18 protein-coding genes are annotated in these 26,548 nt (G+C 65.0%); 10 read left to right on the forward strand and 8 right to left on the reverse strand.

Translation table 11 applies throughout. The features are described 5' to 3' along the window. Positions 1 to 199: 199 nt before the first annotated feature. The 3 genes from FMA36_RS07850 (at position 200) to FMA36_RS07860 (ending at position 3,716) form a co-directional block, all read left to right on the forward strand. A complete protein-coding gene (locus FMA36_RS07850; RefSeq protein WP_159261882.1) occupies positions 200 to 1,210 on the forward strand; it encodes an adenosine kinase in 1,011 nt (336 codons plus the stop codon). A gap of 188 nt (positions 1,211 to 1,398) precedes the next feature. Beyond that, positions 1,399 to 3,222, forward strand: a complete 1,824-nt coding sequence (gene typA / locus FMA36_RS07855; RefSeq protein WP_159261883.1) for a translational GTPase TypA — start codon at positions 1,399 to 1,401, stop codon at positions 3,220 to 3,222. A 224-nt stretch (positions 3,223 to 3,446) separates the two neighbouring features. Next, complete coding sequence (locus FMA36_RS07860) at positions 3,447 to 3,716, forward strand: hypothetical protein (protein ID WP_159261884.1); 270 nt, start codon at positions 3,447 to 3,449, stop codon at positions 3,714 to 3,716. Positions 3,717 to 3,872: 156 nt separating this feature from the next. Here the strand turns inward: FMA36_RS07860 and FMA36_RS07865 are convergent, their stop codons facing one another. Further along, positions 3,873 to 5,138, reverse strand: coding sequence for a D-amino acid dehydrogenase (locus FMA36_RS07865; RefSeq protein ID WP_159261885.1), 1,266 nt, complete (start codon positions 5,136 to 5,138; stop codon positions 3,873 to 3,875). Between the two features lie 109 nt (positions 5,139 to 5,247). Next, positions 5,248 to 6,273 (reverse strand): NAD(P)/FAD-dependent oxidoreductase, encoded by a 1,026-nt coding sequence (locus FMA36_RS07870; RefSeq protein WP_159261886.1) that lies wholly within the window; start codon positions 6,271 to 6,273, stop codon positions 5,248 to 5,250. 254 nt (positions 6,274 to 6,527) lie between these two features. Here FMA36_RS07870 and tsaE point away from each other — a divergent pair, with 254 nt between their 5' ends. The 5 genes from tsaE to trxA all read left to right on the forward strand — a co-directional run bounded on the left by tsaE (position 6,528) and on the right by trxA (position 14,818). Next, positions 6,528 to 7,013 (forward strand): tRNA (adenosine(37)-N6)-threonylcarbamoyltransferase complex ATPase subunit type 1 TsaE, encoded by a 486-nt coding sequence (tsaE, locus tag FMA36_RS07875; protein WP_167518019.1) that lies wholly within the window; start codon positions 6,528 to 6,530, stop codon positions 7,011 to 7,013. Then, positions 7,010 to 7,771, forward strand: coding sequence for a nucleotidyltransferase family protein (locus FMA36_RS07880; RefSeq protein WP_159261887.1), 762 nt, complete (start codon positions 7,010 to 7,012; stop codon positions 7,769 to 7,771). The genes tsaE and FMA36_RS07880 overlap by 4 nt, the downstream gene beginning before the upstream one ends. Beyond that, positions 7,768 to 10,821 (forward strand): double-strand break repair protein AddB, encoded by a 3,054-nt coding sequence (addB, locus tag FMA36_RS07885; protein WP_159261888.1) that lies wholly within the window; start codon positions 7,768 to 7,770, stop codon positions 10,819 to 10,821. The genes FMA36_RS07880 and addB overlap by 4 nt, the downstream gene beginning before the upstream one ends. Further along, a complete protein-coding gene (gene addA / locus FMA36_RS07890; protein WP_159261889.1) occupies positions 10,818 to 14,408 on the forward strand; it encodes a double-strand break repair helicase AddA in 3,591 nt (1,196 codons plus the stop codon). The genes addB and addA overlap by 4 nt, the downstream gene beginning before the upstream one ends. A gap of 80 nt (positions 14,409 to 14,488) precedes the next feature. Beyond that, positions 14,489 to 14,818 carry a thioredoxin gene (gene trxA / locus FMA36_RS07895; RefSeq protein ID WP_159261890.1) on the forward strand — a complete coding sequence of 110 codons (330 nt, stop codon included), beginning with the start codon at positions 14,489 to 14,491 and terminating at the stop codon, positions 14,816 to 14,818. A 100-nt stretch (positions 14,819 to 14,918) separates the two neighbouring features. Here trxA and hpnK read toward each other — a convergent pair whose 3' ends face one another. The 5 genes from hpnK to dxs all read right to left on the reverse strand — a co-directional run bounded on the left by hpnK (position 14,919) and on the right by dxs (position 21,302). Beyond that, complete coding sequence (gene hpnK, locus FMA36_RS07900; protein ID WP_159261891.1) at positions 14,919 to 15,773, reverse strand: hopanoid biosynthesis-associated protein HpnK; 855 nt, start codon at positions 15,771 to 15,773, stop codon at positions 14,919 to 14,921. Positions 15,774 to 15,843: 70 nt separating this feature from the next. Beyond that, entirely contained in the window at positions 15,844 to 17,268 is a 1,425-nt protein-coding gene (gene hpnJ / locus FMA36_RS07905) for a hopanoid biosynthesis associated radical SAM protein HpnJ (protein WP_061272758.1), read from the reverse strand. 103 nt (positions 17,269 to 17,371) lie between these two features. Continuing rightward, positions 17,372 to 18,550, reverse strand: coding sequence for a bacteriohopanetetrol glucosamine biosynthesis glycosyltransferase HpnI (gene hpnI / locus FMA36_RS07910; RefSeq protein WP_159261892.1), 1,179 nt, complete (start codon positions 18,548 to 18,550; stop codon positions 17,372 to 17,374). Positions 18,551 to 18,612: 62 nt separating this feature from the next. Next, the gene (locus FMA36_RS07915; RefSeq protein ID WP_159261893.1) at positions 18,613 to 19,275 is read right to left on the reverse strand and encodes an ABC transporter substrate-binding protein; all 663 of its coding nucleotides are present in this window, start codon (positions 19,273 to 19,275) and stop codon (positions 18,613 to 18,615) included. Then, on the reverse strand, positions 19,272 to 21,302 hold the full coding sequence (gene dxs, locus FMA36_RS07920) for a 1-deoxy-D-xylulose-5-phosphate synthase (protein WP_159261894.1): 2,031 nt from the start codon (positions 21,300 to 21,302) through the stop codon (positions 19,272 to 19,274). Before dxs ends, FMA36_RS07915 begins: the two co-directional genes overlap by 4 nt. A gap of 433 nt (positions 21,303 to 21,735) precedes the next feature. Between dxs and hpnH the strand changes: the two genes are divergently transcribed. Then, positions 21,736 to 22,917 carry an adenosyl-hopene transferase HpnH gene (gene hpnH, locus FMA36_RS07925; protein WP_061272768.1) on the forward strand — a complete coding sequence of 394 codons (1,182 nt, stop codon included), beginning with the start codon at positions 21,736 to 21,738 and terminating at the stop codon, positions 22,915 to 22,917. Positions 22,918 to 23,048: 131 nt separating this feature from the next. After that, positions 23,049 to 24,338 carry a hemolysin family protein gene (locus FMA36_RS07930; protein ID WP_159261895.1) on the forward strand — a complete coding sequence of 430 codons (1,290 nt, stop codon included), beginning with the start codon at positions 23,049 to 23,051 and terminating at the stop codon, positions 24,336 to 24,338. Between the two features lie 86 nt (positions 24,339 to 24,424). Here FMA36_RS07930 and FMA36_RS07935 read toward each other — a convergent pair whose 3' ends face one another. Further along, positions 24,425 to 26,401 (reverse strand): lytic transglycosylase domain-containing protein, encoded by a 1,977-nt coding sequence (locus FMA36_RS07935; RefSeq protein WP_159261896.1) that lies wholly within the window; start codon positions 26,399 to 26,401, stop codon positions 24,425 to 24,427. Between the last annotated feature and the right edge of the window lie 147 nt (positions 26,402 to 26,548).

A 26,548-nucleotide genomic window follows, 5' to 3' on the forward strand; every position in this document is an offset into this window, starting at 1 on the left:
TACCCGGTTATACGCCCCCCAAACCTGTGGACAAGGGCGTTAAGGGGCCGGGAGAGGCATAAAAAACTTCATGCATTGCGCCATTTACCCGCCAATGATAGCGAAGGGCGACTTTGGCCCGAAAAAATGGGTTATTTCGTGGCGCACCTGCGCCTTGCCTGCATATTGGGCCTGATCTGCGATGGGAGTGACACAGGATATGGAAAATTCGGGACAGGCGGCAGAATGCCGGTTTGACCTGCTGGGCATTGGCAATGCGATTGTCGATGTGCTGGCGCCGGTGGAAACCGCCTTCCCGGAGCGCAACGGCATGACGCCGGGCGGGATGATGCTGATCGACGCCGCCCGGGCCGAGGCGCTGTACGGCCAGATCCGGCGCGAGAAGGAAATGGGCGGCGGCTCGGCGGCCAATACCTGCGTCGTCGCCTCCAACATGGGCGCGCGCGTGGCCTATCTGGGCAAGGTGGCCGATGACGTGCCGGGCCAGGCGTTTGCAACCGATATGCAGGCGGCAGGCGTGTATTTCCCCTCATCGCCGCTGCAGGGCGATGCGGGCACGGCCCACCCCACCGCGCGCTGCATTATTCTGGTCACGCCCGATGGCCAGCGCACCATGAACACCTATCTGGGTGCGTGCGTGAATTTCGGCCCCGAAGACGTGCTCGCCGATGTGGTCCAGTCCGCCAAGGTCACCTACATGGAAGGCTACCTGTTCGACCCGCCAGCAGCCCAGGAAGCCTTTCGCACCGCAGCCCGCATTGCACATGAGGCCGGTCGCAAGGTGGCGCTCTCGCTGTCCGACAGATTCTGCGTCGACCGTCACCGTGCGGCGTTCCTCGACCTCGTGCGCGGGCATATCGACATCCTGTTCGCCAACGAGGACGAAATCTGCGCGCTGTACCAGACCGCCGATTTCGACCACGCCGCCCGCCTTGTCGCAGATGATACGCACTTCGCCGTCCTGACCCGCTCGGAAAAGGGCAGCGTCATCATCCAGGACCAGCAGCGCATCGTCATCGACAGCGTGCGCACGCAGGTGATCGACACCACCGGCGCGGGCGATGCCTATGCCGCGGGCTTTCTTGCAGGCTGGACATCGGACCGCACGCTTGCCGAGTGCGGGCGGCTTGGCAGTGTCGCGGCCTCGGAAGTGATTTCGCATTACGGCGCGCGCCCGCTCATGAACATGCGCCAGGACATGGATTTCTGATCTGAAGGGCATGGGGCCGGGCGTTTGACAGGGTTGTGCGCGAAGTTTCGCGTGCAATCCGCGCCAGTCCGCTTTATCTACGCAGCCAGCAGCCAATCATTCCGCCGCCGCACGCACGGGTGTCGCCCGCATGTGCCGCTGCGCACCCGTATGGCGTAACGCCAAGGAAAGTCAGGTCAAGAGCACTTATGGATATCCGCAATATCGCCATTATCGCGCACGTCGATCATGGCAAGACCACACTGGTCGACCAGCTTCTGAAACAGTCCGGTTCCTTCCGTGACAACCAGCACGTCGCTGAACGCGCCATGGACAGCAATGACCTTGAGCGCGAGCGTGGCATCACCATTCTTGCCAAGTGCACGTCGGTGGTGTGGAAAGATACCCGCATCAACATCATCGACACCCCGGGCCATGCCGACTTCGGCGGCGAGGTCGAGCGTATCCTGAGCATGGTCGATGGCGCTGTCGTGCTCGTCGATTCCGCCGAAGGTGCCCTGCCCCAGACCAAGTTCGTGGTGGGCAAGGCGCTCGCGCGCGGCCTGAAGCCGATCGTGGTCGTGAACAAGATCGACCGTGGCGATGCCCGCCCCGATGAAGTGCATAACGAGATTTTCGACCTGTTCGCGGCCCTTGGCGCCAATGACGAGCAGCTCGACTTCCCCATGCTCTACGCCTCGGGCCGCCAGGGCTGGGCCGATACCGAGATCGATGGTCCGCGCAAGGACCTCTCGCCCATGTTCGACCTGATCCTGAGCCACGTGCCGCCGCCGAAGGTCAACAAGGATGCGCCGTTCGCGATGGTCGCCACCATCCTCGAGAACGACAACTTCCTTGGCCGCGTGCTGACCGGGCGCGTCGAGCAGGGTATTGCGAAGATGAACATGCCCGTGCATGTGCTGCGCCCCGATGGCTCGGTAGTCGAGACCGGCCGCCTGACCAAGCTGCTCTCCTTCCGTGGCCTTGACCGCGTGCCGGTGGAAGAAGTCGAAGCCGGCGACATCGTGGCCGTGGCCGGCCTGTCGGAAGCGACGATTCCCGAGACGATCGCAGCCCTTGAAGTCAAGGAGCCGCTGCCCTCCACCCCGGTTGATCCGCCGACGCTCTCCATGACCTTCCGCCTCAACGATGGCCCGCTTGGCGGCCGCGAAGGCAAGAAGGTCACCTCGCGCCAGATCCGTGATCGCCTGTTCAAGGAAACGGAAGGCAACATCGCCATCCGCGTGTCCGAGAGCCCCGAGAGCGAGGCCTTCGAGGTCGCAGGCCGTGGCGAACTGCAGCTTGGCGTGCTGATCGAGCAGATGCGCCGCGAGGGCTTCGAGCTGACCATCGGCCGCCCCCGCGTGCTGTTCCGCACCAATGAGGAAACCGGCGAGCGCGAAGAGCCGTTCGAGGAAGTCCTGATCGACGTGGACGAGCCGTATTCGGGCGTCGTGGTCGAGAAGATGGCCCTGCGCAAGGGCATCATGCAGGACATGCAGCCTTCGGGCGGTGGCAAGGTGCGCCTGAGCTTCATCATCCCCTCGCGCGGGCTGATCGGCTATCATGGTGAATTCCTGACCGACACGCGCGGCTCGGGCATCATGAACCGTCTGTTCCATGGCTATCAGCCCTATGTCGGGCCGATTGCAGGCCGCCGCAACGGTTCGCTGATCTCGTCGGAAGACGGGGCGACCACGCAGTATTCGCTGTTCTCGCTGCAGGACCGCGGCACGCTGTTCGTCGATGCGGGCGAGAAGGTTTACGTGGGCATGATCATCGGCGAGCATTCGCGCGAGAATGACCTTGAAGTGAACCCGGTGCGTGAAAAGAAGCTGACCAACATCCGTGCCGCTGGCAAGGACGAGGCCCTGCTGCTGATCCCGCCGCGCAAGATGAACCTCGAGCAGGCGATTGCCTATATCGAGGATGACGAACTTGTCGAGGTCACGCCGTCTGCCGTGCGTATCCGCAAGCGCTACCTTGACCCGCACGAGCGCAAGAAGCGCGAGCGTTCGGGCTCGGTCGACTGATTTCTGCCCGGCGTGAGGGTGGCTGCAATCTTTAGTAATGTTTCAGTTCTTGAGATTGCGGTCACCCTGCGGCAGAAGTAAGAACATATCTATAAATTTAAAAATTTTAATTCAGGACGACTTTCCTGCTTCATGGTAGAGCAGGGAAGCCAGACCGGCTGGCACGATTCGTCAGCCCATTGGCGTATTGGGACATACAGTCCTGAGTCCTGGAGTATTTTTATATGATCGTTTCCACCCGTCGTTTCCTGGCTGCCCTGTCCGCTGTTGCCGTCATGGGCGTTGCAGCACCTGTCATGGCGCAGACCGCCGAGCCGACCACCCCGGCCGTTTCCGCGCCGCAGCACGTGCCTGACGCAGCCGACGGCACGGCCCCGGCTGAAGCTGGTGCGAAGAAGAAGCATCACGGTGGCCGCCATCACAATGGCACGCACCATCATGGTGCCAAGAAGGACACGGCGGCTCCGGCTGCTGCTGCCCCGGCCGCTCAGTAATTCCCGCATGACCGTAACCGGCCCTTTCCCGGGCTGGTTACGGCTGCACGAAAAAAGCCCGGTTCATGCCGGGCTTTTTTTATGAAATGTTTCAGGATGCCCCCTTATTTGAAAAAGGGGGCATCCGAAACGTTCTTATGATGAAAACTTCGTCTTTCAGGCCGTGGCGTAGCGGTCGATGGACAGGTCAAGGCAGGGGATCTCGGTGCGCTTGTTGCTCATGCGGTCGGCCAGCACGCGGCCAGACCCACAGGCCATGGTCCAGCCCAGCGTGCCGTGGCCGGTATTGAGCCACAGATTGGCAAAGCGCCCCGCAGGCCCGATGACCGGCGTGCCATCTGGCGTGCTCGGGCGCAGCCCGGTCCAGTAAGCGCCCTGCGACAGGTCGCCGCCCGCGCCGAACAGTTCGCTGAACGAGAGTTCAAGCAGTTCGCGCCGGTCGCGGCTCAGGCGCAGGTTGTAGCCCGTCAGTTCCGCCGTGCCGCCAATGCGGATGCGATCGCCCAGCCGCGTGATCGAGACCTTGTGGGTCGCGTCATTGACGGTGGAAACCGGCGCGCGGGCAGGGTCGGTGACCGGCAGCGTCAGCGAATAGCCCTTGGTGGGGTAGACCGGCAGCTTTATGCCCAGCGGGCGCAGCAGCAGCGGGGAATAGCTGCCCATCGACACCACATAGGCATCCGCCGTCATGCGGCCCATGGAGGTACGCACGCCCAGGATGTCGGTAGCCGAGGCATCGAGCGCCTCGATATTGATCTCGTAATGGAAGGTGACGCCAAGTTCCTCTTCCGCCTTCTGGGCCAGGCGCGCGGTAAACATGTGGCAGTCGCCTGATTCATCGCCGGGCAGGCGCAGGCCACCCTGAAACAGGTGGCGGTTCTCCATCAGGCCCGGTTCGTGGCGGGCGATGTCATCCGGGCTGAGGAACTCGTGTTCAATGCCCGCAAGGTCGAGCAGCTTCATGTCACGGGTGGCGGCGTCCACCTGCTTTTGCGTGCGGAAAAGCTGGATCAGGCCGCGCTGCTCGTCATCATAGGTAATGCCGGTATCGCGGCGCAGGGCATCAAGGCAGTCGCGGCTGTAGGTCGCGATGCGCAGCATGCGGGACTTGTTGATGTCGTAGTCATGCGCGTTGCAGTTGGCCAGAAGCTGCTCGAGCCAGCGCATCATGGCCAGGTCGAAGCGCGGGCGCACGACGATGGGCGCATGCGGCCCGGCCATCCAGCGCAGCACCTTGAGCGGCAGCCCGGGCTCGGCCCAGGGGGAGGAGAAACCCGGCGAGATCTGGCCCGCATTGGCGAACGAGGTTTCCATCGCGGCGGCAGGCTGGCGGTCAATGACCGTGACCTCATGGCCTTCCTTGGCGAGATACCATGCCGCCGTCACGCCAACCACGCCTGCGCCCAGAACGATAACTTTCACGGTCTGTCCCTTATTCTTCCGTCATCAACACATCGGGGATGCGCCAGACGGAAGCAATGGTCAACCGTTTGAGTTATGACAGGACCGGGTGGCTGAAATCCGCCACCCGTCAGCCCGCAGGCACGCCCTTGCTGGTCGAATATTCAAAATGCAGCGCCCTGTCAGGGTGCACGATGGGGTGGATGGCATGCGCCGCCATGGCCCCTTCGGTAAAGCCCTGCAGGATCAGCTTGAGCTTGCCGGGATAGGTCGCCACATCCCCCACCGCGAAAATGCCGGGCAGGCTGCTCTCGCAGGTGGAAGGCGTGACCGGAATGGTGCCGCGCAGGGTGTCGAGCCCCCATTGGGCAATCGGCCCGAGGTCGGTTGCCAGCCCGAAGAAGGGCAGCAGATGGTCGCACGCCACCTGCCTGATCGTGCCATCAAGCGTGGCAAGGTCCACGCCCGCAAGCGCGCCATCCGTGCCATGCAGGCCATGCAGCTGGTAGCCGATGATCTTTTCCACCTCGCCCCGGCTCACCGCCTCGTCAAGCTGGCGCAGGCTTTCGGGGGCGGCGCGGAAGCGGTCGCGGCGGTGCACCAGCTTCACGCTGCGCGCGACCTCGCGCAGTGATAGCGCCCAGTCCACCGCCGAGTCGCCACCGCCTGCAATCAGCACGTCCTTGCCTGCAAAATCGGCGCGGCGGCGCACGAAATACTGCACGCTACCCGTGGCCTCGAAAGCCGCCAGCCCCTCAAGCGGGGGGCGGTTGGGGCCAAACGCGCCCGCACCGGCAGCGATGATGACGGCGCGGGCGGCAATCACGTCGCCCTTCGTGGTGCCAAGAAGGAAAGCGCCGCGCGTGCCCTCAAGGCGCTCGACCCGGCGGCCGAGCAGGCGCGGCACGTCAAAGGGGGCAATCTGGCGGTCAAGTGCCTCGATCAGCGCGCCACCCTCGATCGCGGGGTGGGCGGGAATGTCATAGATCGGTTTTTCAGGGTAAAGCGCTGCGCACTGGCCGCCAATTTCATCAAGCGCGTCAATCAGCACGCAGCCGAGTTTGAGCATGCCGCATTCAAAGGCGGCGAACAGCCCGGCAGGGCCTGCGCCAATAATGGCGACATCTGTGGTGTGGGTGGGGGGGGGCGTGGTCATGTCCGGCTCAGCTGTCCTGCAGTCCGTGGTCTGGTTAAAGGCATATGTCAGGTGCGGTTTTGCTTGGTTGTGCCTTAGGGCGCAAGCCTCGGGCGCGGTCCGGGGCGTTACGATGGCGTGCGCGGCGGCGCTAAATCATTGAAAACATGTTTTTCCCCGCGCCATCATGGTGCAGGAAGTGAAAGCGGTTTTCCATGCGCGCGCCCTGCCATGCCCCTTGTGCGCGAGGGCAGGGCAGGGGCACACTGGCTGGCATGGATGCAAACCCGTTCGTGCATGAAATTTCCCTGCCCGACTCCCAGGCCACGCAGGCGCTGGGCCGGGCGCTGGCTGCCGTGCTGCGCCCTGGCGATGTCGTGCTGCTGGAAGGCGATCTGGGCGCTGGCAAGACCACGCTGGCCCGCGCCCTGCTGCGCGCCCTGTGCGGGGATGCGGAGATGGAAGTGCCCAGCCCGTCCTATACTCTGGTGCAGGTGTATGAGGCTCCGGTAGCCCCGGTTTCGCATTTTGACCTGTGGCGGCTCGATGGGCCTGACGCATTGTATGAGCTGGGGTGGGATGAGGCATGCGAGGGCATCGTGCTGGTTGAATGGCCGGACCGGCTGGGCGGCCTGACGCCCCCTGATGTGCTGCGCGTGAGCCTCGTGCCCGATGCGGCGGGCGGGCGCATGGCCCGGCTGGCAGGCGACGCAGTCCGGCTGGCGCCGTTGATGAACCTCGATACAGGAGATGCCCCATGAGCGTGAACATGCCCCGTACCGCCATGGTTTTTGCAGCAGGGCTGGGGCGGCGCATGCGGCCTTTGAGCGAATCGGTGCCCAAGCCGCTGCTGCGCGTGGCGGGTCAGCCGATTCTGGACCACGTGCTCGACCGGCTCGAGGCGGCAGGGGTCGCGCAGGTGGTGGTTAATGCCCACTGGCAGCCTGATGCCATTCATGCGGCACTTGCTGCGCGCGCGGCTGCCCATCGCGGCCCCCGCACCGTCGAGCAGGTCGAGGACACATTGCTTGAAACCGGCGGCAGTGCGGCGAGTGCCCTGCGCGCGGGCCGGATCGGGCCGGACCCGTTCTTTCTGCTCAATGGCGATGCCATGTGGCTCAACGGCCCGGTGCCCGCGCTGCGGCGGCTGGCGGCGGCATTCGACCCGGCCAGCATGGACGCCATGCTGCTGCTTGGCGGCATGACGCGGGCCGTGGGCGAGGTAGGGCATGGCGATTTTGCCGTTGATGCCCATGGCAGGCCGCGCCGCCCGCGTGCAGGCGAGATCACGCCCTATATCTTTACCGGCGTGCAGATTGTCTCGCCCCGGCTGTTTGATGCAGCGCCCGAGGGCGGCTTCAGCATGAACCGGCTGTGGGACCGCGCCATGGAGGCAGGACGCCTGGGTGTGATCGTGCATGATTCGCTGTGGTTTCACCTCTCGCGCCCGGCCGATCTCGCAGCCGCCGAGCGCGTGCTGCATTCAACCCTCAACCCGGATTCGGATTGCGGCCTGTGAGCCAGCCCGAAGCACCCTGCGTGCGGGGCCGCGCCGCCGTCATTGCGCCGCATGTGCCGTTTGTGGACCAGATTGCAGCACGCTGGCTGGCGCAGGCGGGGCATGACGCGCAGGCCTGCGGCAACGGGTTGATCCTGCTGCCCAGCCGCCGCGCCGCCCGCGCGCTGACCGAGGCTTTCGTGCGCCAGGTCGATGGCCGCCCCATCCTGCTGCCGCGCATCGCCCCCATTGCCGGACTTGATGAGGCGGCCCTTGCGCTTTCGGGCCGCAACGCGCTCGACCTGCCGCCTGCGGTTGATCCCGTGCGCCGCCTTGCCACGCTCACGCTACTGGTCATGCAGGCGGGCCGTGCCTTTGGTGATGTGCAGGGCGTGGACCAGGCCTGGCCGCTGGCCCGCGCGCTGGCCGACCTGATGGATGAGGCGGAATGGGCCGAATGCGACCTGCACGAACGCCTGCCCCATGCCGCCGAGGGCGATTTTGCCCAGCACTGGCACCTGACCGTGCAGTTCCTGTCCATCATCACCCAGGTCTGGCCCGCATGGCTGGCCGAGCAGGGGGTGATGAACCCTGTCGCCCGCCAGACTGCCCTGCTGCATGCGCAGGCCGCGCGCTGGCTGGAGGCACCACCACCGGCGGGCTACCCCATCTGGGCGGCGGGTTTTTCCGATGCCGTGCCGTCCACCATCGCCATGCTGCGCGCCGTGCTGTCGCTGCCCGATGGGCTGCTGGTGCTGCCGGGCGTGGATATGGAATGCGCCGATAACGTCTGGTGCAACCTGCCGCCCGACCACCCGCAGGCGGGCACCGCGCACATGCTGGCCGAACTCGGCCTTGAGCGGGACTGCATGGAACAGTGGGGCGATCTGCCACCCGGCTGCGTTGCCAGCAGCCCCATCCCGCGCGCCAGCCTGCTGGCCCGCGCCCTGCTGCCCGCCCATGCGCTGGCGGGCTGGCGTGACCCCGAGGCCCCGGTCATGGCCGAGGGCCTGTCAGTGCTGCGCAGTGCCGACCAGCAGGAGGAAGCAGCGGCCATCGCCATGGTGCTGCGCCAGGTGCTCGAGCAGCCCGGCAGGCGCGCCGCCCTCGTCACCCCCGACCGCGCGCTGGCCGGGCGGGTTGCCACCGAACTGGTGCGCTGGGGCGTCATTGCCGATGACAGTGCGGGTGAAAGCCTGCTCACCATACCGCAGACCGCCTTCCTGCGACTGATCATACAGGCGGTGGATGGCGGGCTTTCGCCCGTGGCGCTGCTTTCGGTCATCAAGCACCCGCTGGCGGCCTGCGGGCTGGCGCCGGGCAACTGCCGCGCCAGCGCCCGCCAGCTCGAGCGGCTGGTGCTGCGTGGGCCCGCCCCGCCACCGGGCATTGCCGGGCTGCGTGGCGCGCTGGCCCGCGCTGCGGAAGACCCGCACGGCGCGCTGGCCGATGCGCCTGACGCGCCGGAGGAAATCACCGCCTTCATCAACCGCCTTGAAGCCGCCCTCGGCCCGCTCATTGCCCTGCCGCGTGCGAGTCTGGTGCCGGTCTCCACCCTGCTTGCCGCTCTGATAGAGACCGCGCAGGCGCTTGCCGCGACCGACACCACTGATGGCGCCGAGCGCCTGTGGGCTGGCGAGGAAGGTAACGCGCTGGGCCAGCACATGAGCGCCATGCTGGCGTGGTGCGACGTGCTGCCCGAGGCAAGGCTGGGCGCGCTTGACGGGCTGCTGGCCTCCTCGCTTGCGGGCATGACGGTGCAGGGGCGGCGCGCGGTGCGCGGGCGCGAGGGCACGGCGGTGCATCCGCGCGTGTTCATCTGGGGCCTGCTCGAGGCGCGGTTGCAAACTGCTGATACCATCGTGCTCGGCGGGCTGGTCGAGACCGTCTGGCCCCCCGCTACCGATCCGGGGCCGTGGATGAGCCGCCCCATGCGCACCCGTGTGGGCCTGCCCTCGCCGGAATGGGCCATCGGCCAGGCCGCGCATGACTTCGTATCATGCGCCTGCGCCGCGCCACGGGTCGTGCTGTCCATGGCGGCGCGGCGGCAGGGCGCACCGACCGTGCCCGCGCGGTGGCTGGTCAGGCTCAATGCCTATCTGGCAGGGCACGGCCACGGCCTGCCGCCGCACCCCGCCCTGCGCTGGCTTGACAGTCTCGACCGGCCGCCCGGCGGGCTGGTGCAGCCTGCAAGCCCGCCGCGCCCCCGGCCTGCCCTGGCCCTGCGCCCGCGCAGCCTGTCGGTGACCGAGATCGAGACATGGATGCGTGACCCCTACGCCATCTATGCCCGCCGCATCCTGCGCCTCAACCGCCTGCCCGACCTTGAGGAACTGGCCGATGCGGCCGATTACGGGCAGATCGTGCACACGGCCCTTGACCGCTGGTTCCGCGCCCACCCCACCGGCTGGCCTGCCGATGGCGAAGAACGGATGCAGGCCGTCTTTGCCGATGTGCTGCGCGAGGCCGAACTGCGCCCCGCACTGGCCGCATGGTGGGCGCCAAGGCTGGAACGCATCGCCACCTGGTGCGCGCAGACCGAACAGGCGCGCGGCACGACGGGTGGCAAGCGCACGGTGCTGACCGAGCTGAGCGGGCGCATGCAGCTCGAGGACCTGCCCGGCGGCCCCTTCACCCTGCGTGGCCGGGCCGACCGGATCGACCGCCATGATGATGGCACGCTGAGCCTGTTCGATTACAAGACCGGCACCCTGCCCACCCGCCGCAGCGTGCTGGAGGGCTGGCAGTCGCAGCTGGTGCTTGAGGCCGCGATGATTGAAAGCGGCGGCTTTCCGCCCCCCGTGGCGGGCACGGTGGCCGAACTGGTGTACTGGCGGCTGACCGGCGGCCATGTGCCTGCGCTGGTGCTCGACGTGGCGCGCGGGGAGGAGCTGGCCGAACTGATCGCCTCATGCCGCACGGGGCTACGCGATCTGGTAGCCGGGTATGACAATCCTGCGCAGCCTTACCTGTCGCATCCCTATCCCGGCGAGGAACCCCGCTTTGCCGATTACGCCCATCTGGCCCGCGTTGCGGAATGGAGTGCGGCGCGTGAGGAGAATGGCGGATGAACGTGTCTCCCCCCAAGGCCGACACCACGATGGACGCCATCGGCCTTGCCAATCGCAGCCAGGCCCAGGCATCTGACCCGCAGGCTTCGGTGTTTGTTTCGGCCTCGGCGGGCAGTGGCAAGACCAAGCTGCTGATCGACCGGCTGCTGCGCCTCATGCTGCCGCGTGATGTGCCTGACCGTGATGGCGTGCCCACCCGCGTTGCAGGCAGCGACCCCGGTCGCATCCTGTGCCTGACCTTTACCAAGGCGGCGGCAGCCGAAATGTCGATCCGCCTGCAGGACAGGCTGGGCCAGTGGGTCATGCTGCCTGATGCGGCGCTTGATGGGGAACTTGCCCGCCTGTCCGTGCCGGTGGATGACCGCACGAGGGAGGTGGCGCGTGAACTCTTTGCCCGCGTGCTCGACCTGCCCGGCGGCATGCGCATTGGCACCATCCATGCCTTCTGCCAGTCGCTGCTGCGGCGCTTCCCCATCGAGGCCGCGATCAGCCCGCATTTCACCCTGATCGAGGAGACCGATGCCCGCCTCGCCCAGCGCGCGGCAGTGGAGGATGTGGTGGGCGCGGGCGGCCCCGCCGTGGGGCTGCTCGCGGGTCAGATCGGCGTGGGTGACTTTACTTCCCTGATCGCGCGGCTGCAGGCGCATGCGCGCCGCATGCTGCCGGTGGCACGGCAGTGGGTGCGCGACCGGGCCAGTGTCGAGGCCGCCCTGATGCGCCTGCTGGGCATAAGCGGGCGCAGCGTGGAGGAGGTGCTGCGGCATGCCTGCGCCACCATCCCCGATGAGGCCGCCCTGCGCGATGGTCTGCGTTACGCGGCGCAGGAAGGATCACCCACAGTAAGGACGCAGGCCGAGACCATGCTGGTCTGGCTGGGGCAGGATGCGGCCACCCGAACTGCGACCTGGCCCGTGTGGCGCAAGGCGCTGCTCAAGAACGATGGCGCCCCCCGCCAGCGCGGTGGCCTGAACGCGAAGCTTGCCACCGAGTGCCCGATTCTGGTCGAGCAACTGCTGGCGGAGGCCGCGCGCATCATCGCCATCGAGCAGCAGATGCGCGCGATCAGGGTGTTTGAACTGACCTGTGCACTGCTCTCGGTCGCCCAGCCGGTGCTCGAGCGCTACGCCACGCGCAAGAGCGCGCAGGGCATGGTCGATTATGATGACCTGATCGACCGCACGCTCGAACTGCTGCGCGACCCCGGCGCTGCATGGGTGCTGTACAAGCTCGATGGCGGCATTGACCACCTGCTGCTTGATGAAGTGCAGGATACCTCATTCGACCAGTGGGCCATCGCCGGTGGCCTGACGGCGGAGTTCTTCGCGGGCGAGGGCACGCATGATGACGAGGGCACGCCGCGCACCATCTTCGCGGTGGGGGATTACAAGCAGTCGATCTATTCGTTTCAGGGGGCTGACCCCGAGGCCTTTCGCGCATGGCGGCAGCGTTTTCGCCAAAGTGCCGCGGCAGCCGACGCCCTGTGGCGCGAACCGGCCCTGACCGTCTCCTTCCGCTCCACCGCCCCGGTGCTGAAACTGGTGGACAGCGTGTTCGCCAACCCTGCCGCCGCCCGTGGCGTGGCCGAGCCTGATGGCACCATTCCTCCCCATGTCACGGCCCGCCCCGGCCAGGGCGGCCGCGTCGAGATCTGGCCCCCCGTGCCGGTGGAGGAGGATGGCGAGGCAGTCAGCCCGTGGCAGGCCCCCAGTCAGAATGCAGGCCAGTCCACCGCCCAGCAGCGCCTGGCCGATACGCTGGCCGCCTGGATCGCAGCCGAGCTGCGCAGGCCCGCGGCACCGGGCGAGGCACCACTTGCGCCGGGGGATGTGCTGATTCTCGTGCCGCGCCGCTCGGCCTTCGCCCGTGCCCTGATCCGCGCGCTCAAAACAAACGACGTGCCGGTCGCCACCCTTGTGCGCACGGTGCTGACTGACCAGCTTGCCGTGCAGGACCTCATGGCGCTGTGCGCGTGCCTGCTCCTGCCACAGGATGACCTGACGCTGGCCTGCGTGCTGACTTCGCCCATTGGCGGGCTGGATGATGAGTCGCTCATGCATCTGGCAACGGGCCGCGATGGCAAGCCCCTCTGGGCGGTGCTGCGCGCGCGCCATGCCGAGCGCCCGGACTGGGCGGCGGCATGGCATATTCTCAACACGCTGTTCCGGCAGGTGGATTACGCAACACCCTACCAGCTTCTGGCCGAGGCCCTTGGCCCGCTGGGCGGCCGCACGCGGCTGCTGGCCCGCCTTGGGCCAGAGGCGGTGGAGCCGGTGGATGAACTGCTCTCTGCCGCCCTGCGCTTTGAGGAGGCGCACGCCATCTCGCTGCAGGGTTTCCTGCACTGGCTCAATGCCTCGGATGAGACCGTGCGCCACGAGCCCGATGCCTCGGCCAACATGGTGCGCGTCATGACCGCGCACGGGGCCAAGGGGCTGCAGGCGCGGCTGGTGGTGCTGCCCGACACCATTGCCAGCCCCCGCTCTGACACCAACATCCTGTGGAAAAAAGATAAGCAGACTGGCCTCGACATCCCCATCTGGGTGCCCCGCCGCGAACTGGCTACTGACCTGACCGCGGCCCTGCAGGAAAAGATAAAGAAGGAGGCGGCAGAGGAATATAACCGCCTGCTCTACGTGGCGCTGACCCGTGCGAGCGATCGGCTGGTCGTATGCGGCTGGAAGCCGGGCCGGGGCGTGCCCGATGGCTGCTGGTATGACCTGTGCCACCGTGGCTTCGAACGGGCAGGCGCCGAGGCCCGGCCTTTTGATCTGGGCTGGGAGGGCGAAAGCCTTGTGCTGGAGGAACAGCGCACGGTCCCCGCGCCCGCGGCAAGACCACAGGCCCCGATGTGGGAGATGGAATCCGTCACCCTGCCGGACTGGATGGGTCACGCGCCGCTATGGCGGCCCGTGCTGCCGGTGGCGGAAGGCCCGCTTGCCCGTCCGCTCGCCCCCAGCCGACCCGATGATATAGCCCTTGGCCCGCAGCCTGCCGTGCGCTCGCCGCTGGTCGCGGCCAGCACGGTGCGCGACCGGGCAGATGCCACGGCCCGGCGCGCCCGCGCCCTGCAACGCGGGCAACTGGTGCATGCCCTGTTGCAATACCTGCCCGACTGCGCGCCCGATGCGCGGGCGGAACTGGCCCATGCCTGGCTGTCGCGCCCGGCGGCAGGGCTTGCGCCGGACCTGCGTGATGCACTGGTGGCGGAGGTGCTCGCGGTCATGGACAGGCCGGAACTTGCAGCGCTGTTTGCCCCCGGCAGCCGCGTGGAGCAGCCGCTGGCCGGAATCGTGGGTGAGCAGGTGATCGTGGGGCAGGTGGACCGCATGGCGGTCAATGCCGATACGGTCATGGTGTGTGACTTCAAGACCAACCGCCACCCGCCTGCCGATATTGGCCAGACCCCCGTGCTTTACCTGCGCCAGATGGCGGCCTACCGCGCCCTGTTGCGCGGGGTCTATCCCGGCAGGCAGGTCGAGTGCGTGCTGGTCTGGACCGAGGGCGTGCGCGTTGACATCCTGCCTGCGGCCCTGCTGGACCATTATGCACCCGACAGGGTTGGCCTAAAGGGATCGGTACGGGCTTGACCGCGCGCCGGGTCATGGCCATGTCAGCAGGACGCAAGGACTAAAGGTGGCCACGGCTGCCATAAATGGAGAATTAAGTGATGAGCGAAAACACGATTGCGGTCAGCGACGACCAGTTCAAGACCCTGGTTCTCGACTCGAAGGAGCCGGTTCTGGTTGATTTCTGGGCTGAATGGTGCGGCCCGTGCAAGATGATCGCGCCTGCGCTTGAAGAACTCGGCGGCGAGTTCAAGGGCCGCATGACGGTGGCCAAGGTCGATATCGACAACAATCTCCGCACCCCCAATGAATACGGCGTGCGCAGCATCCCCACTCTGGTCCTGTTCAAGGACGGCAAGCCCGTGGCGCAGCAGACCGGCGCCATGCCCAAGAGCCAGCTCAAGGCATGGGTTGAATCCAAGCTGGGCTGATTATCAGTAAAAAGTTTTTGGGCGCCGCCTTTTTTTAAAAGGCGGCATTCTTTTGAAGCTTTTTGCAAAAAGCTTCACCAAAAACTTTTAGTCTGTCCGTCTAACGTCCGCTGGCGACATCGCTCCATGTCGTGGGTACCGCCCCCGCATGGGCCAGCCCGGAGCGAAAGCCCGGCGCACAGAGCGTGCGGAACTCGGCCTCATGCTCATAAGTCGGCATGAGCCGTTGCAGCAGCCTGTTCTTGGCCGTGGCCGGATGGAAATAGATTTCCGACAGGCCATCAGGCAGATGGGCGGCCAGCGCCGAGACGCGCTCGGTCGTCATGTGTCCGCTCCATGCCAGGCCAAAGCACCAGTCATTCGTCACCAGTCCGGCCTTATGGGCCTGATGGCGCAAAAGCCCGGTCCAGCGCCGCAGGGCGGCATCGCCCAGTGTATCGGCATAGGTGCCGGCCGCACGGAGCGGCTCGGGTGGCTCAAGCGGCACGCGCACCGCGCGCAGGCCATGGCGCAGGCCGCTTTCAATCAGGTAGCGCCCCACGGTGGGGTGCAGGTGCATGTGCTTGTGCGCGTTGGCATGGTCCAGCGCCAGCCCCGTTGCGGCAAAGGCGCGGAACTGCGCCTCGATCTCGGCGGCAAGTTCTCGGCGCACGGCAGGGCGGAAGAAATACTCCACCCCCAGCTTGAGCTGGTCGGAGGGAAACAGCCCATCCTGCGGCACCAGCAGCGGAATATCGGCAGGCGGCAGGGTAGCCGGGCCTTCAATGGCCACAAGATGCAGCCCTACCCGCAGGTCAGGCAGTTTCCTGGCCCGGCGCACGGCATCGGCGGCAGCAGGGCCGGATACCATCAGGCTCGCGGTTGACAGCAATCCATCCCGGTGGGCGATCTCGATGGCCTCGTTGACTTCTTCCGACAGGCCGAAATCATCGGCGGATATGATGACGCGCTTCATGCAGCAAAACCGGGTGGCTTGAAAAAAGAAATGCCGGAACCCGAAGGCTCCGGCATGGATCGTGGCGGGATCAGGCCGCGCGGCGTTCGCGCAGGAACTGGAAAAACTCCACCCCCTCGCGCAGGCGGCGCTTCATCATCTGCGGGCTGCGCACCATCTCGTTCAGGATCGAGGCGATCTTGGGCGCGCGGAAGTAGAACTTCCGGTAGAACTCTTCCACGCTCTGGAAGATTTCGGTGTGCGACAGGTGCGGGTAGTGCAGCGGTGCGATCTGCACGCCGTTATCATCGATCAGCTCGGCGTTCTTTTCATCCAGCCAGCCATTCTCGGTCGCCTGCTGGTGCAGGAACGTGCCGGGATAGGGCGCCGCCAGTGAGACCTGCAGCGTGTGCGGGTTGATCTCGGTGGCGAAGCGGATGGTTTCCTGAATGGTTTCCTTCGTCTCGCCCGGCAGGCCGAGGATGAAGGTGCCATGGATCTTGATGCCGAGCTCGTGGCAGTTCTTGGTGAACTCGCGGGCCGTCTCGACGCGCATGCCCTTCTTGATGTTGTGCAGGATCTGCTGGTTGCCGCTCTCGTAGCCCACGAGCAGCAGGCGCAGGCCGTTGGCCTTGAGCACTTCCAGCGTCTTGCGGGGCACGTTCGCCTTGGCGTTGCATGACCAGGTCACGCCCAGCTTGCCGAGTTCCTTGGCAATCGCTTCGGCGCGCGGCAGGTCATCGGTGAAGGTGTCGTCGTCGAAGAAGAATTCCTTCACCTGCGGGAAATACTGCTTCGCCAGGCGGATCTCGGCGGCCACGTGCTCGGGGCTGCGGGTGCGGTAGTGATGGCCGCCCACGGTCTGCGGCCACAGGCAGAAGGTGCAGCGCGATTTGCAGCCACGGCCGGTATAGATCGAGATGTAGGGGTGCATCAGGTAACCGATGAAGTAATCTTCAATCTTCAGGTCACGCTTGTACACCTCGGTCACGAACGGCAGGCTGTCCATGTCCTCGATCATGGCGCGGTCGCGGTTATGCACGATCTTGCCATCGGCATCGCGCCAGGAGATGCCATCGACATCCTTCCACTCGCGGCCTTCCGCCATTTCCTTGATGGTGAAGTCGAACTCGTTGCGGGCCACGAAGTCCACCGGCGGGGCGTTGAGCAGGCTCTCTTCGGGCTGCACCGCCACCTTGGCGCCAACCATGCCGATCTTGACCTTGGGGTTGGCATCCTTGAGCATCTGGGCCACGCGCACGTCCGATGCGAAGGAAGGCGTGGAGGTATGCATGATGACGAGGTCGCGGTTGCGCACGTCTTCGAGGATCGGCTCCATGCCCATGCGGGCAGGCGGGGCATCAATCAGGCGGCTGCCCTCGACCATGGCGGCGGGCTGCGCCAGCCAGGTCGGGTACCAGAACGACTTGATTTCCCGCTTGGCCTGATAGCGGGAACCGGCCCCACCGTCGAATCCGTCAAACGAAGGCGGCTGGAGAAACAGGGTTTTCATCATGCTACGCGTATCCTCGGGTTCTGGCGGGGAACGGGGTTCCCTTAATACCCGTTCTTATTGACTACAGGGTGGGTTTTTAAACGGTCCGGCGGGCTGGGGGGTATCAGTCACCGGGGGAGGCGGGTTGCGATCGTGGCGTCATGACCGAATGGGGTGTGACATGCATTGTCTGCCCGCGCCAGGCAACCCGTGTGCCCGTAACGCTGCCCACCATGATCGCGGCTGAAATCCAGTCGCGCAGGGGGAGCAGCAGTAACGGCAGCAGGCTGCGCTGCGCCAGTGTCCGGTCAAGGATGAAGGAACATACGCCCCGCCATCCCCACGCGCCAAGAAAGAAGAACCATGTCCACGCCGCATGGGGTGCGAGCAGCACCGCAACAGTGGCCCAGAACAAAGGTAGCTGGATGGCCGAGGCCGCATAGCCTGCCGGTTCCAGTGTCTTGACAGTGCGGCCCCAGCGCAGTTCATGCGCCAGCACCTCACGCATCGAGGTTTCGCCCACGGTGGTCCATGTCATGCACGCGGCAATGGCAATGTCCTTGCCGTGCTCGCGCACGTAGCGGCCAAGAATCGCGTCATCGGCCACATGGGGCACAAGGGCTTCGAGCCCGCCAATGGCGTCGAGCATGGAGCGCCGCAGCGCCATGGTGGCGCCAAGGCAGTCCTGCCGGCCGAGGTAACGCGACAGCATGACGCCGGGCAGGAAGTTGTGGTTGATCTGGCAGGCGGCAAGCAGGCGCGGCACGGTGCTGGAGGCGGGCAGCCCGGCATAGAGCGTGGTCACGAGCCCCACATTGTCGGGCACCATGGCACCCACCACATGGCGCAGGTAATCGGGTGCGACATGAATGTCCGAGTCGGAAATGACCAGCACATCATGCTTCACGCGCTTCATGATATTGATCAGGTTGCCGATCTTGCGGTTCACCCCATGGAAGGTGGGATCGATCACCAGATCCATCGGCACATCCGGATGGCGTTCCATCAGGCGGCGCACGATGGGGATGGCGGCATCATCCTCGGCCTGCACGCCAAAGACGATCTGCATATGCGGATAATCCTGCGTACAGAAGCTTTCGAGTGCTTCCTCAAGCAGGGGTTCATCGCCATGCAGCGGCTTGAGCACGGAGACCGGGGGCAGGGATACTTCCCGGTCAACGCGTTTTTCCTGCCAGCGGAAACGCGAGACCAGAAAAGTGCCTATCGCTGCCTGCATGCACCCGGCGGCCGCGACAGTCGCAGCCAGTCCGGCGGGTGAAACAAGAGCGTTAAAAACAGACATTATTTTTCCGGCAAGGTCCCGCGCGTGAAACAAAATGAAAAAGACATCAGGGAAGGGTCAGGTTACTCTTCCGAAAAAGTCTTGATTTTCTTCTGTAACAGATTTGTCAGTTTTTGCACATTCCCGCCAGACAGGGCGGAACTGAAATCCGCACGCTGTGCCGCAACCTGACTGATGTGGGCATTGAGCAGCACGTCAACGATCTGCCAGCCCTTTGCACTCGAGCGCATCACGTAATTGATTTCCGTCCCGCTCGGGTCATCGGATGAACCAATATGCGTTATAACAATGCGGTCGTTACCCACTGGTGAGGGGGTGACGGAAGGGTCGATGGTGAAGCGCGCATCGCTGCCGGGCTTGAAGCTCGAGACATAGCGGGCAATGGTAAACTGGCGGAACGTGGTCAGAAGCTGCTGCTTCTGGTCATCGGGCAGGGCGGCGTAGCGCGGGCCGATGGAGGAGGCGAGCACGGCCTCCATGTCATAGGCGCGGTCGATTGCCGGCGCGAGCATCTGCGAGCGCTGCTCGAACGTGCCGCTGCCTTTGGCCTGCACGCGGTCGAGGGCAGCATACAGGGCCTTGATCGGCTCCTGCACCTGCGCATCGGACGCGGCGGCCGCATGGGCTGCGGAAATGGGGAAGACGGCAGGGATGACCGGTGCCGCCATCAGGCCGGCGCACAGCGCCAGTGCGGTGGTTTTCAGGGCATGTTTCATAATGTTCATGATTTCGGTCCGTTTGCCGTCTTTAGCAAGGGCTGCGTCATGCTGATTCCGACACCCAGCGCATCGAGTGCGGTATTGGTAATGGCTACCGCATCCAGCCCGGCCTCATGGTACTGGGCCTCCTGGCTGTTATGGTCGATGAAGCGGTCAGGCAGGGTCATGGGGCGGAAGCGCACGCGGTCGAGCAGGCCGGTTTTGGCCAGATGCGTCATGACAAAGCTTGCAAATCCGCCAACCGAGCCTTCCTCGATGGTGATCAGCACCGCATGGTTGCGCGCCAGTTGCTCGATCAGCGCGGTATCGAGCGGCTTGGCGAAGCGGGCATCGGCCACGGTGGGGGCTAGCCCCTGGGCGGCCAGCATGTCAGCGGCCTTCAGCGCATCGGCCAGCCTTGGCCCGAGCGAGAGGATGGCGATGCCGCCCTGCTCGGGGCCGGACTGGCGCGCCATTTCACGCACGATTCGCCCGCGCCCGATCTCGATGATCTGGCCCGCCGCCGGCAGGTCCAGCCCCAGCCCAGCGCCGCGCGGGTAGCGCAGGCCAAGCGGGCCTTCGTCAAACGCGATGGAGGTTGCGGTCATGTTCAGCAGTTCAAGCTCGTCGCTTGGCGCCATGAGCGTGATGCCGGGCAGGCAGCCCAGATAGGCGATGTCGAACGCACCGGCATGGGTCGCGCCATCGGCGCCGACCAGCCCCGCACGGTCGATGGCGAAGCGCACCGGCAGCTTCTGCAGCACCACGTCATGCATCACCTGATCATAGGCGCGCTGCAGGAAGGTGGAATAGATGGCGCAGAACGGGCGCAGCCCTTCGGTCGCCATGCCGGCAGCAAAGGTCACGGCATGCTGCTCGGCAATGCCGACATCAAAGAAGCGGTCGGGATAGGCCCTGGCGAACTTGTCGAGCCCGGTGCCCGACGGCATGGCGGCAGTGATGGTGACGATTTTGTCGTCAGTCGCCGCCTGGCGGACGAGTTCTTTCGCAAACACCGAAGTGTAGCTCGGCGGGCCGGACGGGCCTTTCTTCTGCTCGCCGGTGACCACATTGAACTTGGAGACGGCGTGATACTTGTCACCCGCCGATTCGGCCGGGCTGTAGCCATGGCCCTTCTCGGTGATGACATGCAGCAGCACGGGGCCGACATCCTCGGCATCACGCAGGTTGCGCAGGATGTGGACGAGCTGGTTCATGTCATGCCCATCAACGGGGCCGACATAATAGAAGCCGAGTTCCTCGAACAGCGTGCCGCCGGTCATGATGCCGCGCGCGTATTCATCGGCCTTCTTGGCCGTGCGCTCGAGGCGGCCGGGAAGGCGCTTGGCCATTTTGGCGGCGAGTTCACGCAAACTCAGGAACTTGCGCGAGGACATCAGCCGCGACAGGTAGCTCGACATGGCGCCCACGGGGGGTGCGATCGACATCTCGTTGTCGTTGAGCACCACGATCAGGCGCTCCGCGCCCGGGCCGCAATGCGAGGCGTTGTTCATTGCCTCATACGCCATGCCCGCCGAGATCGAGCCATCGCCGATCACCGCAATCACGTTGCGTTCACGGTAGGAGGGGTCTTCCTCCGCGCGCAGGTGGTGGGCAACGGCCATGCCGAGGCCGGCTGAAATGGAGGTGGAGGAGTGGGCCGCGCCAAACGGGTCGTATTCGCTCTCGCTGCGGCGCGTAAAGCCCGAAAGCCCGCCCGGCTGGCGCAGGGTGCGGATGCGCTCGCGCCGCCCGGTCAGGATCTTGTGGGGGTAGGTCTGGTGGCCCACATCCCAGATCACGCGGTCGGCGGGCGTGTCGAACACGGCATGGAGTGCGACCGTGAGTTCAACCACGCCGAGCGACGCGCCAAGATGGCCGCCGGTGGTGGACACGGTATCGATCGTTTCCGACCGCAGTTCCTCCGCAAGCTGCTTGAGCTGCTCGACCGAGAGGTTGCGCATGTCGTGCGGCCACTGCACCCGGTCAAGCTGGGCGTAGCGCCCAAGGGTCGGAATCGCGGGTTTGGTCTGATCCATGATGTTCGCGTCCATTGTTCTGTGTCGGCCCTTGCCCATATGGGAGGAACCGACCCGGTTTTCGGTTGGGCCCCATGGCCCCGGCAAAGGAGCCGGGCGGGGCTGCCCCGGCGGCGATGAATGGCGGCTCATGGCAAAACAGACCATGGCGACCGTAGCGTAATCGCGATGTGTTACTCCGGTTAGGCGTGCAAATACAGTCTCTAATTCCCTGACTGTTGTTAATTCGCCACACTGAAGGCAATAGCAATTGAATACAGGATGGTTTCTGTCCTATACCCTCGCGAAAGGCTTCATGTGTCGTACAAGTTCGCATTCTCGGCATGCTCTGTGTGCACGGCTGGGTGATGTTGGGCTTGTTTTCTTGTAGGTGGATGTGTCCATAGTCCGACCTACCAGACTTGAAATATGAGACCGGCGGTTGGGCCGGTGCAGGAGCAGAGGTTTCATGGCCGTTCCTATTATGCAGGCAGTCCGCGTCGGCGCCTATGTTGTCAAGCAGCATGTCACGCGGCGTAAACGTTATCCGCTCGTGCTTATGCTCGAGCCCTTGTTCCGCTGTAACCTGGCCTGCGCCGGGTGCGGCAAGATCGACTACCCCGCGCAGATCCTGAACCAGCGCCTGAGCGTGCAGGAATGCCTTGATGCCGATACCGAGGCCGGTGCGCCCGTTATCGCCGTGGCTGGCGGCGAGCCGCTGTTGCACAAGGAAATGCCCGAGATCATCCGCGGACTGATCGCGCGCAAGAAGTACGTATATCTGTGCACGAACGCCCTCCTTCTTGAAAAGAAGATGGACGATTACGAGCCGAATCCGTTCTTCTCTTGGGATGTGCATCTTGATGGTGACCCGCAGATGCACGATGCCTCCGTCTGCCAGGATGGTGTGTACGAGCGCGCCGTGTCCGCGATCAAGAAAGCGAAGGCGCGCGGCTTCCGCGTGTCGATCAACTGCACCCTGTTCGATGGGGCCGACCCCAAGCGCGTCGCCACCTTCTTTGATGAAGTGATGGCCATGGGCGTGGACGGCATCATGACCGCGCCGGGCTATGCCTATGAGCGTGCGCCCGATCAGGAGCACTTCCTCAACCGGCAGAAGACCAAGCAGCTGTTCCGCGACATCTTCCGCCTGGGCAAGGGAAAGAAGTGGCGCTTCACGCAGTCGCCGCTGTTCCTGAACTTCCTGGCAGGCAACGAGCAGTATCACTGCACGCCGTGGGGCAAGCCGCTGCGCAACCCGTTTGGCTGGCAGCGCCCGTGCTACCTGCTGGGTGAAGGCTACGCCAAGAGCTTCAACGAGCTCATGACCGATACCGACTGGGATGCCTACGGCACCGGCAATTACGAAAAATGCGCCGACTGCATGGTCCATTCGGGCTACGAGTCGACGGCGGTGATGGATGCGGTCCGCAGGCCCTGGCACATTGCCAAGGTTGCGCTGTTCGGCCCCGAGACGGAAAAGCCGATGGCGCCGGAAATCCCGCTCGACCACCAGCGCCCGGCGGAATACGTGTTTACCCAGCACGTCGATGCCAAGATGGCCGAGCTGGCCGCCCGCAAGAAGCCCGCGGCCCCGCCGCGCGTAAAAAAGGTCGCGGCCCCGGCCGAGACTGCGGATGCAGCCGACTGAGCACGCATTCCGGCATCATATCGACCGGATGGTTAAGGGAAGGCGGGGCATTTGCTCCGCCTTTTCTTTTGCGCACGGGTCAGGGGCAAAATATGCCCGTCTGGCTGAATATGCTGTAAGAGCGTGGGATCATGCTTGTTTCCCTGATTGTCATATTGTGCCTCGTTCTGCTCAACGGGCTTTTTGCCATGGGCGAGCTGGCGCTGATTTCCGCCCGCCGGGCGCGGCTTGCCATTCTTGCGCGTGATGGCACCAAGGGTGCGGACCGCGCGCTGAAACTGGCTGGCGACCCGCAGAGCTTTCTGCCCACGGTCCAGATCGGCATGACGCTGGTCTCGATTCTCGAGGGCACGTTTGGTGGCAACAGCATCGAGGCCGGGGTCAGCCGGTGGCTTTCACACATAGCCGCCCTGCGCTCGATTGCCGATGAACTGGCCATGTTCCTCGTGGTCAGCGCCATTACGGCGGTCATGCTGGTGCTGGGCGAGTTGGTGCCCAAGCAGATCGCGCTGCGCCAGCCCGAACTGATTGCCGCCCGCCTGTCGCTGCTGCTGGAGTGGATGGCGTGGTTCACGCGCCCCATCGTCTGGCTGCTTGGCCGCTCATCGGAGCTGGTGCTCAGGGTGATGGGCATTGGCAATGCGATCCGCCAGTCGGTCTCGGTGGAGGAACTGCGCGCCTATATTGCCGAGGGCGCCCAGGCAGGCGTGCTGGAGCAGGAGGAGCGCGACATGATCGAGCGCCTGCTGCGCCTGGCCGAGCGCCCGGTCCGCGCCATCATGACGCCGCGCAACGAACTGTGCTGGGTGGAGCGTCACGTGCCGCGCGCGCAACTGCTGCAGGTGCTGCGTTCGACCACCTATTCGCGCATCGTGGTGTGCGAAGGCGGCGTGGACAACCCGGTGGGTGTGATCCTGGCCAAGGACATGCTCGACCGGTTCCTTGATGGCAAGAGCCCCTCGGTCGAGATCGGGCTGCGCCATCCCATCTCGGTGCCCGATACGCTGTCCGCCTTCGATATGCTCGAGCGCATGCGGGCTTCCCCGCTGGGCATGGCGCTGGTGCTTGATGAATATGGCTCGTTTGAGGGAATCGTCACCTCATCCGACCTGTTTGGCGCGATCGTGGGCGAGCAGCACGAGCCGGGCAGCACACCGCCCCAGCGCCTGGCGCATGACGATGTGCTGGTGCTCGATGGTGCCATGCCTGCCGATGAGGTCAAGGACCGGCTCGGCCTGTCCGACCTGCCAGCCGAGGGCAGCTATCACACGCTGGCCGGCTTGGTGCTGGCCCTGCTGCGTCGTGTGCCCGCGAAGGGGGACAAGGTCGTATTCTCGGGCTGGCTGTTCGAGGTGCTGGAAATGGAAGGTCGCCGCGTGGTGCGCGTGCAGGCCAGCCGCCAGCTTCTGGCTGAGAACTGAGGCCAGAGAAGCGGGTTTGGAAATCCAGGAACGCTTCAGAAAAATGCCGCCTTTTTGAAAAAAGGCGGCACCCGGAAACGTCTGTTTTAGTGGATGGTATGACCCGCCATGGCCATTTCGGCGCCAAAGCCGGGCCATTCATCGCGTGCCATTGTCTCGAGCGAGGGGGTGGCAAGGCCCATCCGGTCGGCATAGATCCACAGATAGGTGAAGGCCCGGCGCACATACTCGCGTGTTTCGCCATTGGGCAGGCTCTCGATATAGAGCAGGGGATCTTCATCTTCATCCATCGTCGCACTGCGGCGCGAGATGACGGATGGACCGGCATTATAGCTGGCCAGCACGCGGATCATGTCGCCACCCGCAGGCACATGCGCCCCGCCCGTCTGGGCAGAAATCTGGGCAAGGTAAAGCACGAAGCGCTGCCCGATATCGAGGTTGGTGCCGGGATCGTGCAGGTCGGTCGGGCGGCGGATGAAGCGGTCCCTGTCATGGGCGATGAAACCGGCGGTCAGTGGCATGAGCTGCATCAGCCCGTGTGCCCCGGAGCCGGAAACGATATTGGGGTCGAAATTGGATTCCAGTCGGGTCAGCGCATAGACGAGTGCCGGGTCCATGCGGAAGCCATGCTCGGGCTGGAGCGGCGGCAGCGGGAAGCGGGCGGCGTGGGTGTTATGCTCGCTCTCGTTGGTGTCGATCAGCATGAGCATCTGCGATGACAGTTCCTTGAGCCCCATCGCGTCAGCCACCATCTGGGTGGAATGGCACAGGGCGGCATCGTTCTGGATATCGGGCCACAGCCGCCGCAGCGCGGCCTCCGCCCGTTCGCGCTCGCCCACCTGCATCAGGGCAAACGCCCTGCGCCCGGCAGGGGTGGCGGCAACCGCCTCGATATCGATTTCACCCAATACCGGGCTGCCCGCATGAATGGTCTGCTGGGCTGCTGCAAGCGTCATGTCGGCATCGGCGCTGATGGTATCGGGCGTGCGGGCCGAGCGGCTGGCCTGTGAGGCCCGCAGGCCCAGAATCTGTGAGGCCAGAAGGCCATAGAAGGTATGCGGTGCCGCCGCCGCCCGGTGCAGCCATGGCTGATAGGCCGCGACATCGCCGGTTGCCTGATGCGCGCGGGCTGCCCAGTAGGCCGCTCCCGCGCGGATGCTGCCCGGTGTCAGGCTGGCGCGAGATGCGGCCTCGAACAGGGGACGGGCCATGTCGGCGCGCCCCTGCCGCCAGGCGGCAAGACCGGCCACATAGCCTGCAAACCCAAGCCTCTGGCCGGATTTTTCAAATGCGTCGCGCGCAACCGACATGGCCAGCCGGTTTTCGCCGCTGCTGAACAGCGTCATGGCAATTTCGGCATGCAGATGGGCGGCATACAGGTCGTTTATGCCCGGCGTCGTGGCAATCAGGTGCAGGGCGCTGCGGGCACCCTTTACGCCCTGGGCGGTACGCTCGCGCACGGCGCGGTCGAGCATGCTGCTGCGCGTGAACACCCGCAGCGAGGGGTCATCCTCCTCCGGCAGGTGGATGTGCTGCGGCGAGCGGCTGCTGTCCAGCATGTCATGGCTGGGAGCGGGGGGGAGTGGCCCTCCACGGACCGGCGCGGGCATGGCGGCCAGCATGGAATAGATGGCCGGTGAATCCGCAAGACCCGAGAAGGTGCGCAACCACAGCCGCAACTGTCCCGCACTGGGGTGGTAGGCCGGGTTGAGGTAGCGGGCTGCCAGGATGTCACCAAGCAGGATGTCATCATGGATAAAAGCGGTCTCGCGGATGGCGGCATCGAACTTGCCATCCGCCTGCAGGCGCAGCACCCGGCGGATACGGCTTACATCCTCGGGCGAGAGCGGGCGCGGCATTCCGGCGTTACCGTGCGCGTGGAGGCGTGGAAGGGCGAGCGCCGTTTCCTCGTTATGGTCGCCATGGCTGGCTGGATCATCGTCCAGTCGGCCTGGCGCCACTGTTTGGGCACGCAACGGCGCGAACGCCGCTCCTGCCAGAAATGCGGCGCCAGCCAGAAAGGCTGCTACCGCATGATGGGGGGTATTGATTGTCCCTCGCATGGCGAAGCGGATTTAAGCCGTGCGTGCAGGGAAAGCAATAGCTAACGCATTTCAGGGCAGTAAATAAGTTTTCAGAACAGAATGAGGGAACTTATGTAAACATCGTAAAGCATGTGCGCAAATGGCAATGAATAGCTGATCTGCACA

Origin of the sequence: Komagataeibacter xylinus (assembly GCF_009834365.1) — a bacterium.
Lineage (GTDB): Bacteria > Pseudomonadota > Alphaproteobacteria > Acetobacterales > Acetobacteraceae > Komagataeibacter > Komagataeibacter xylinus_D.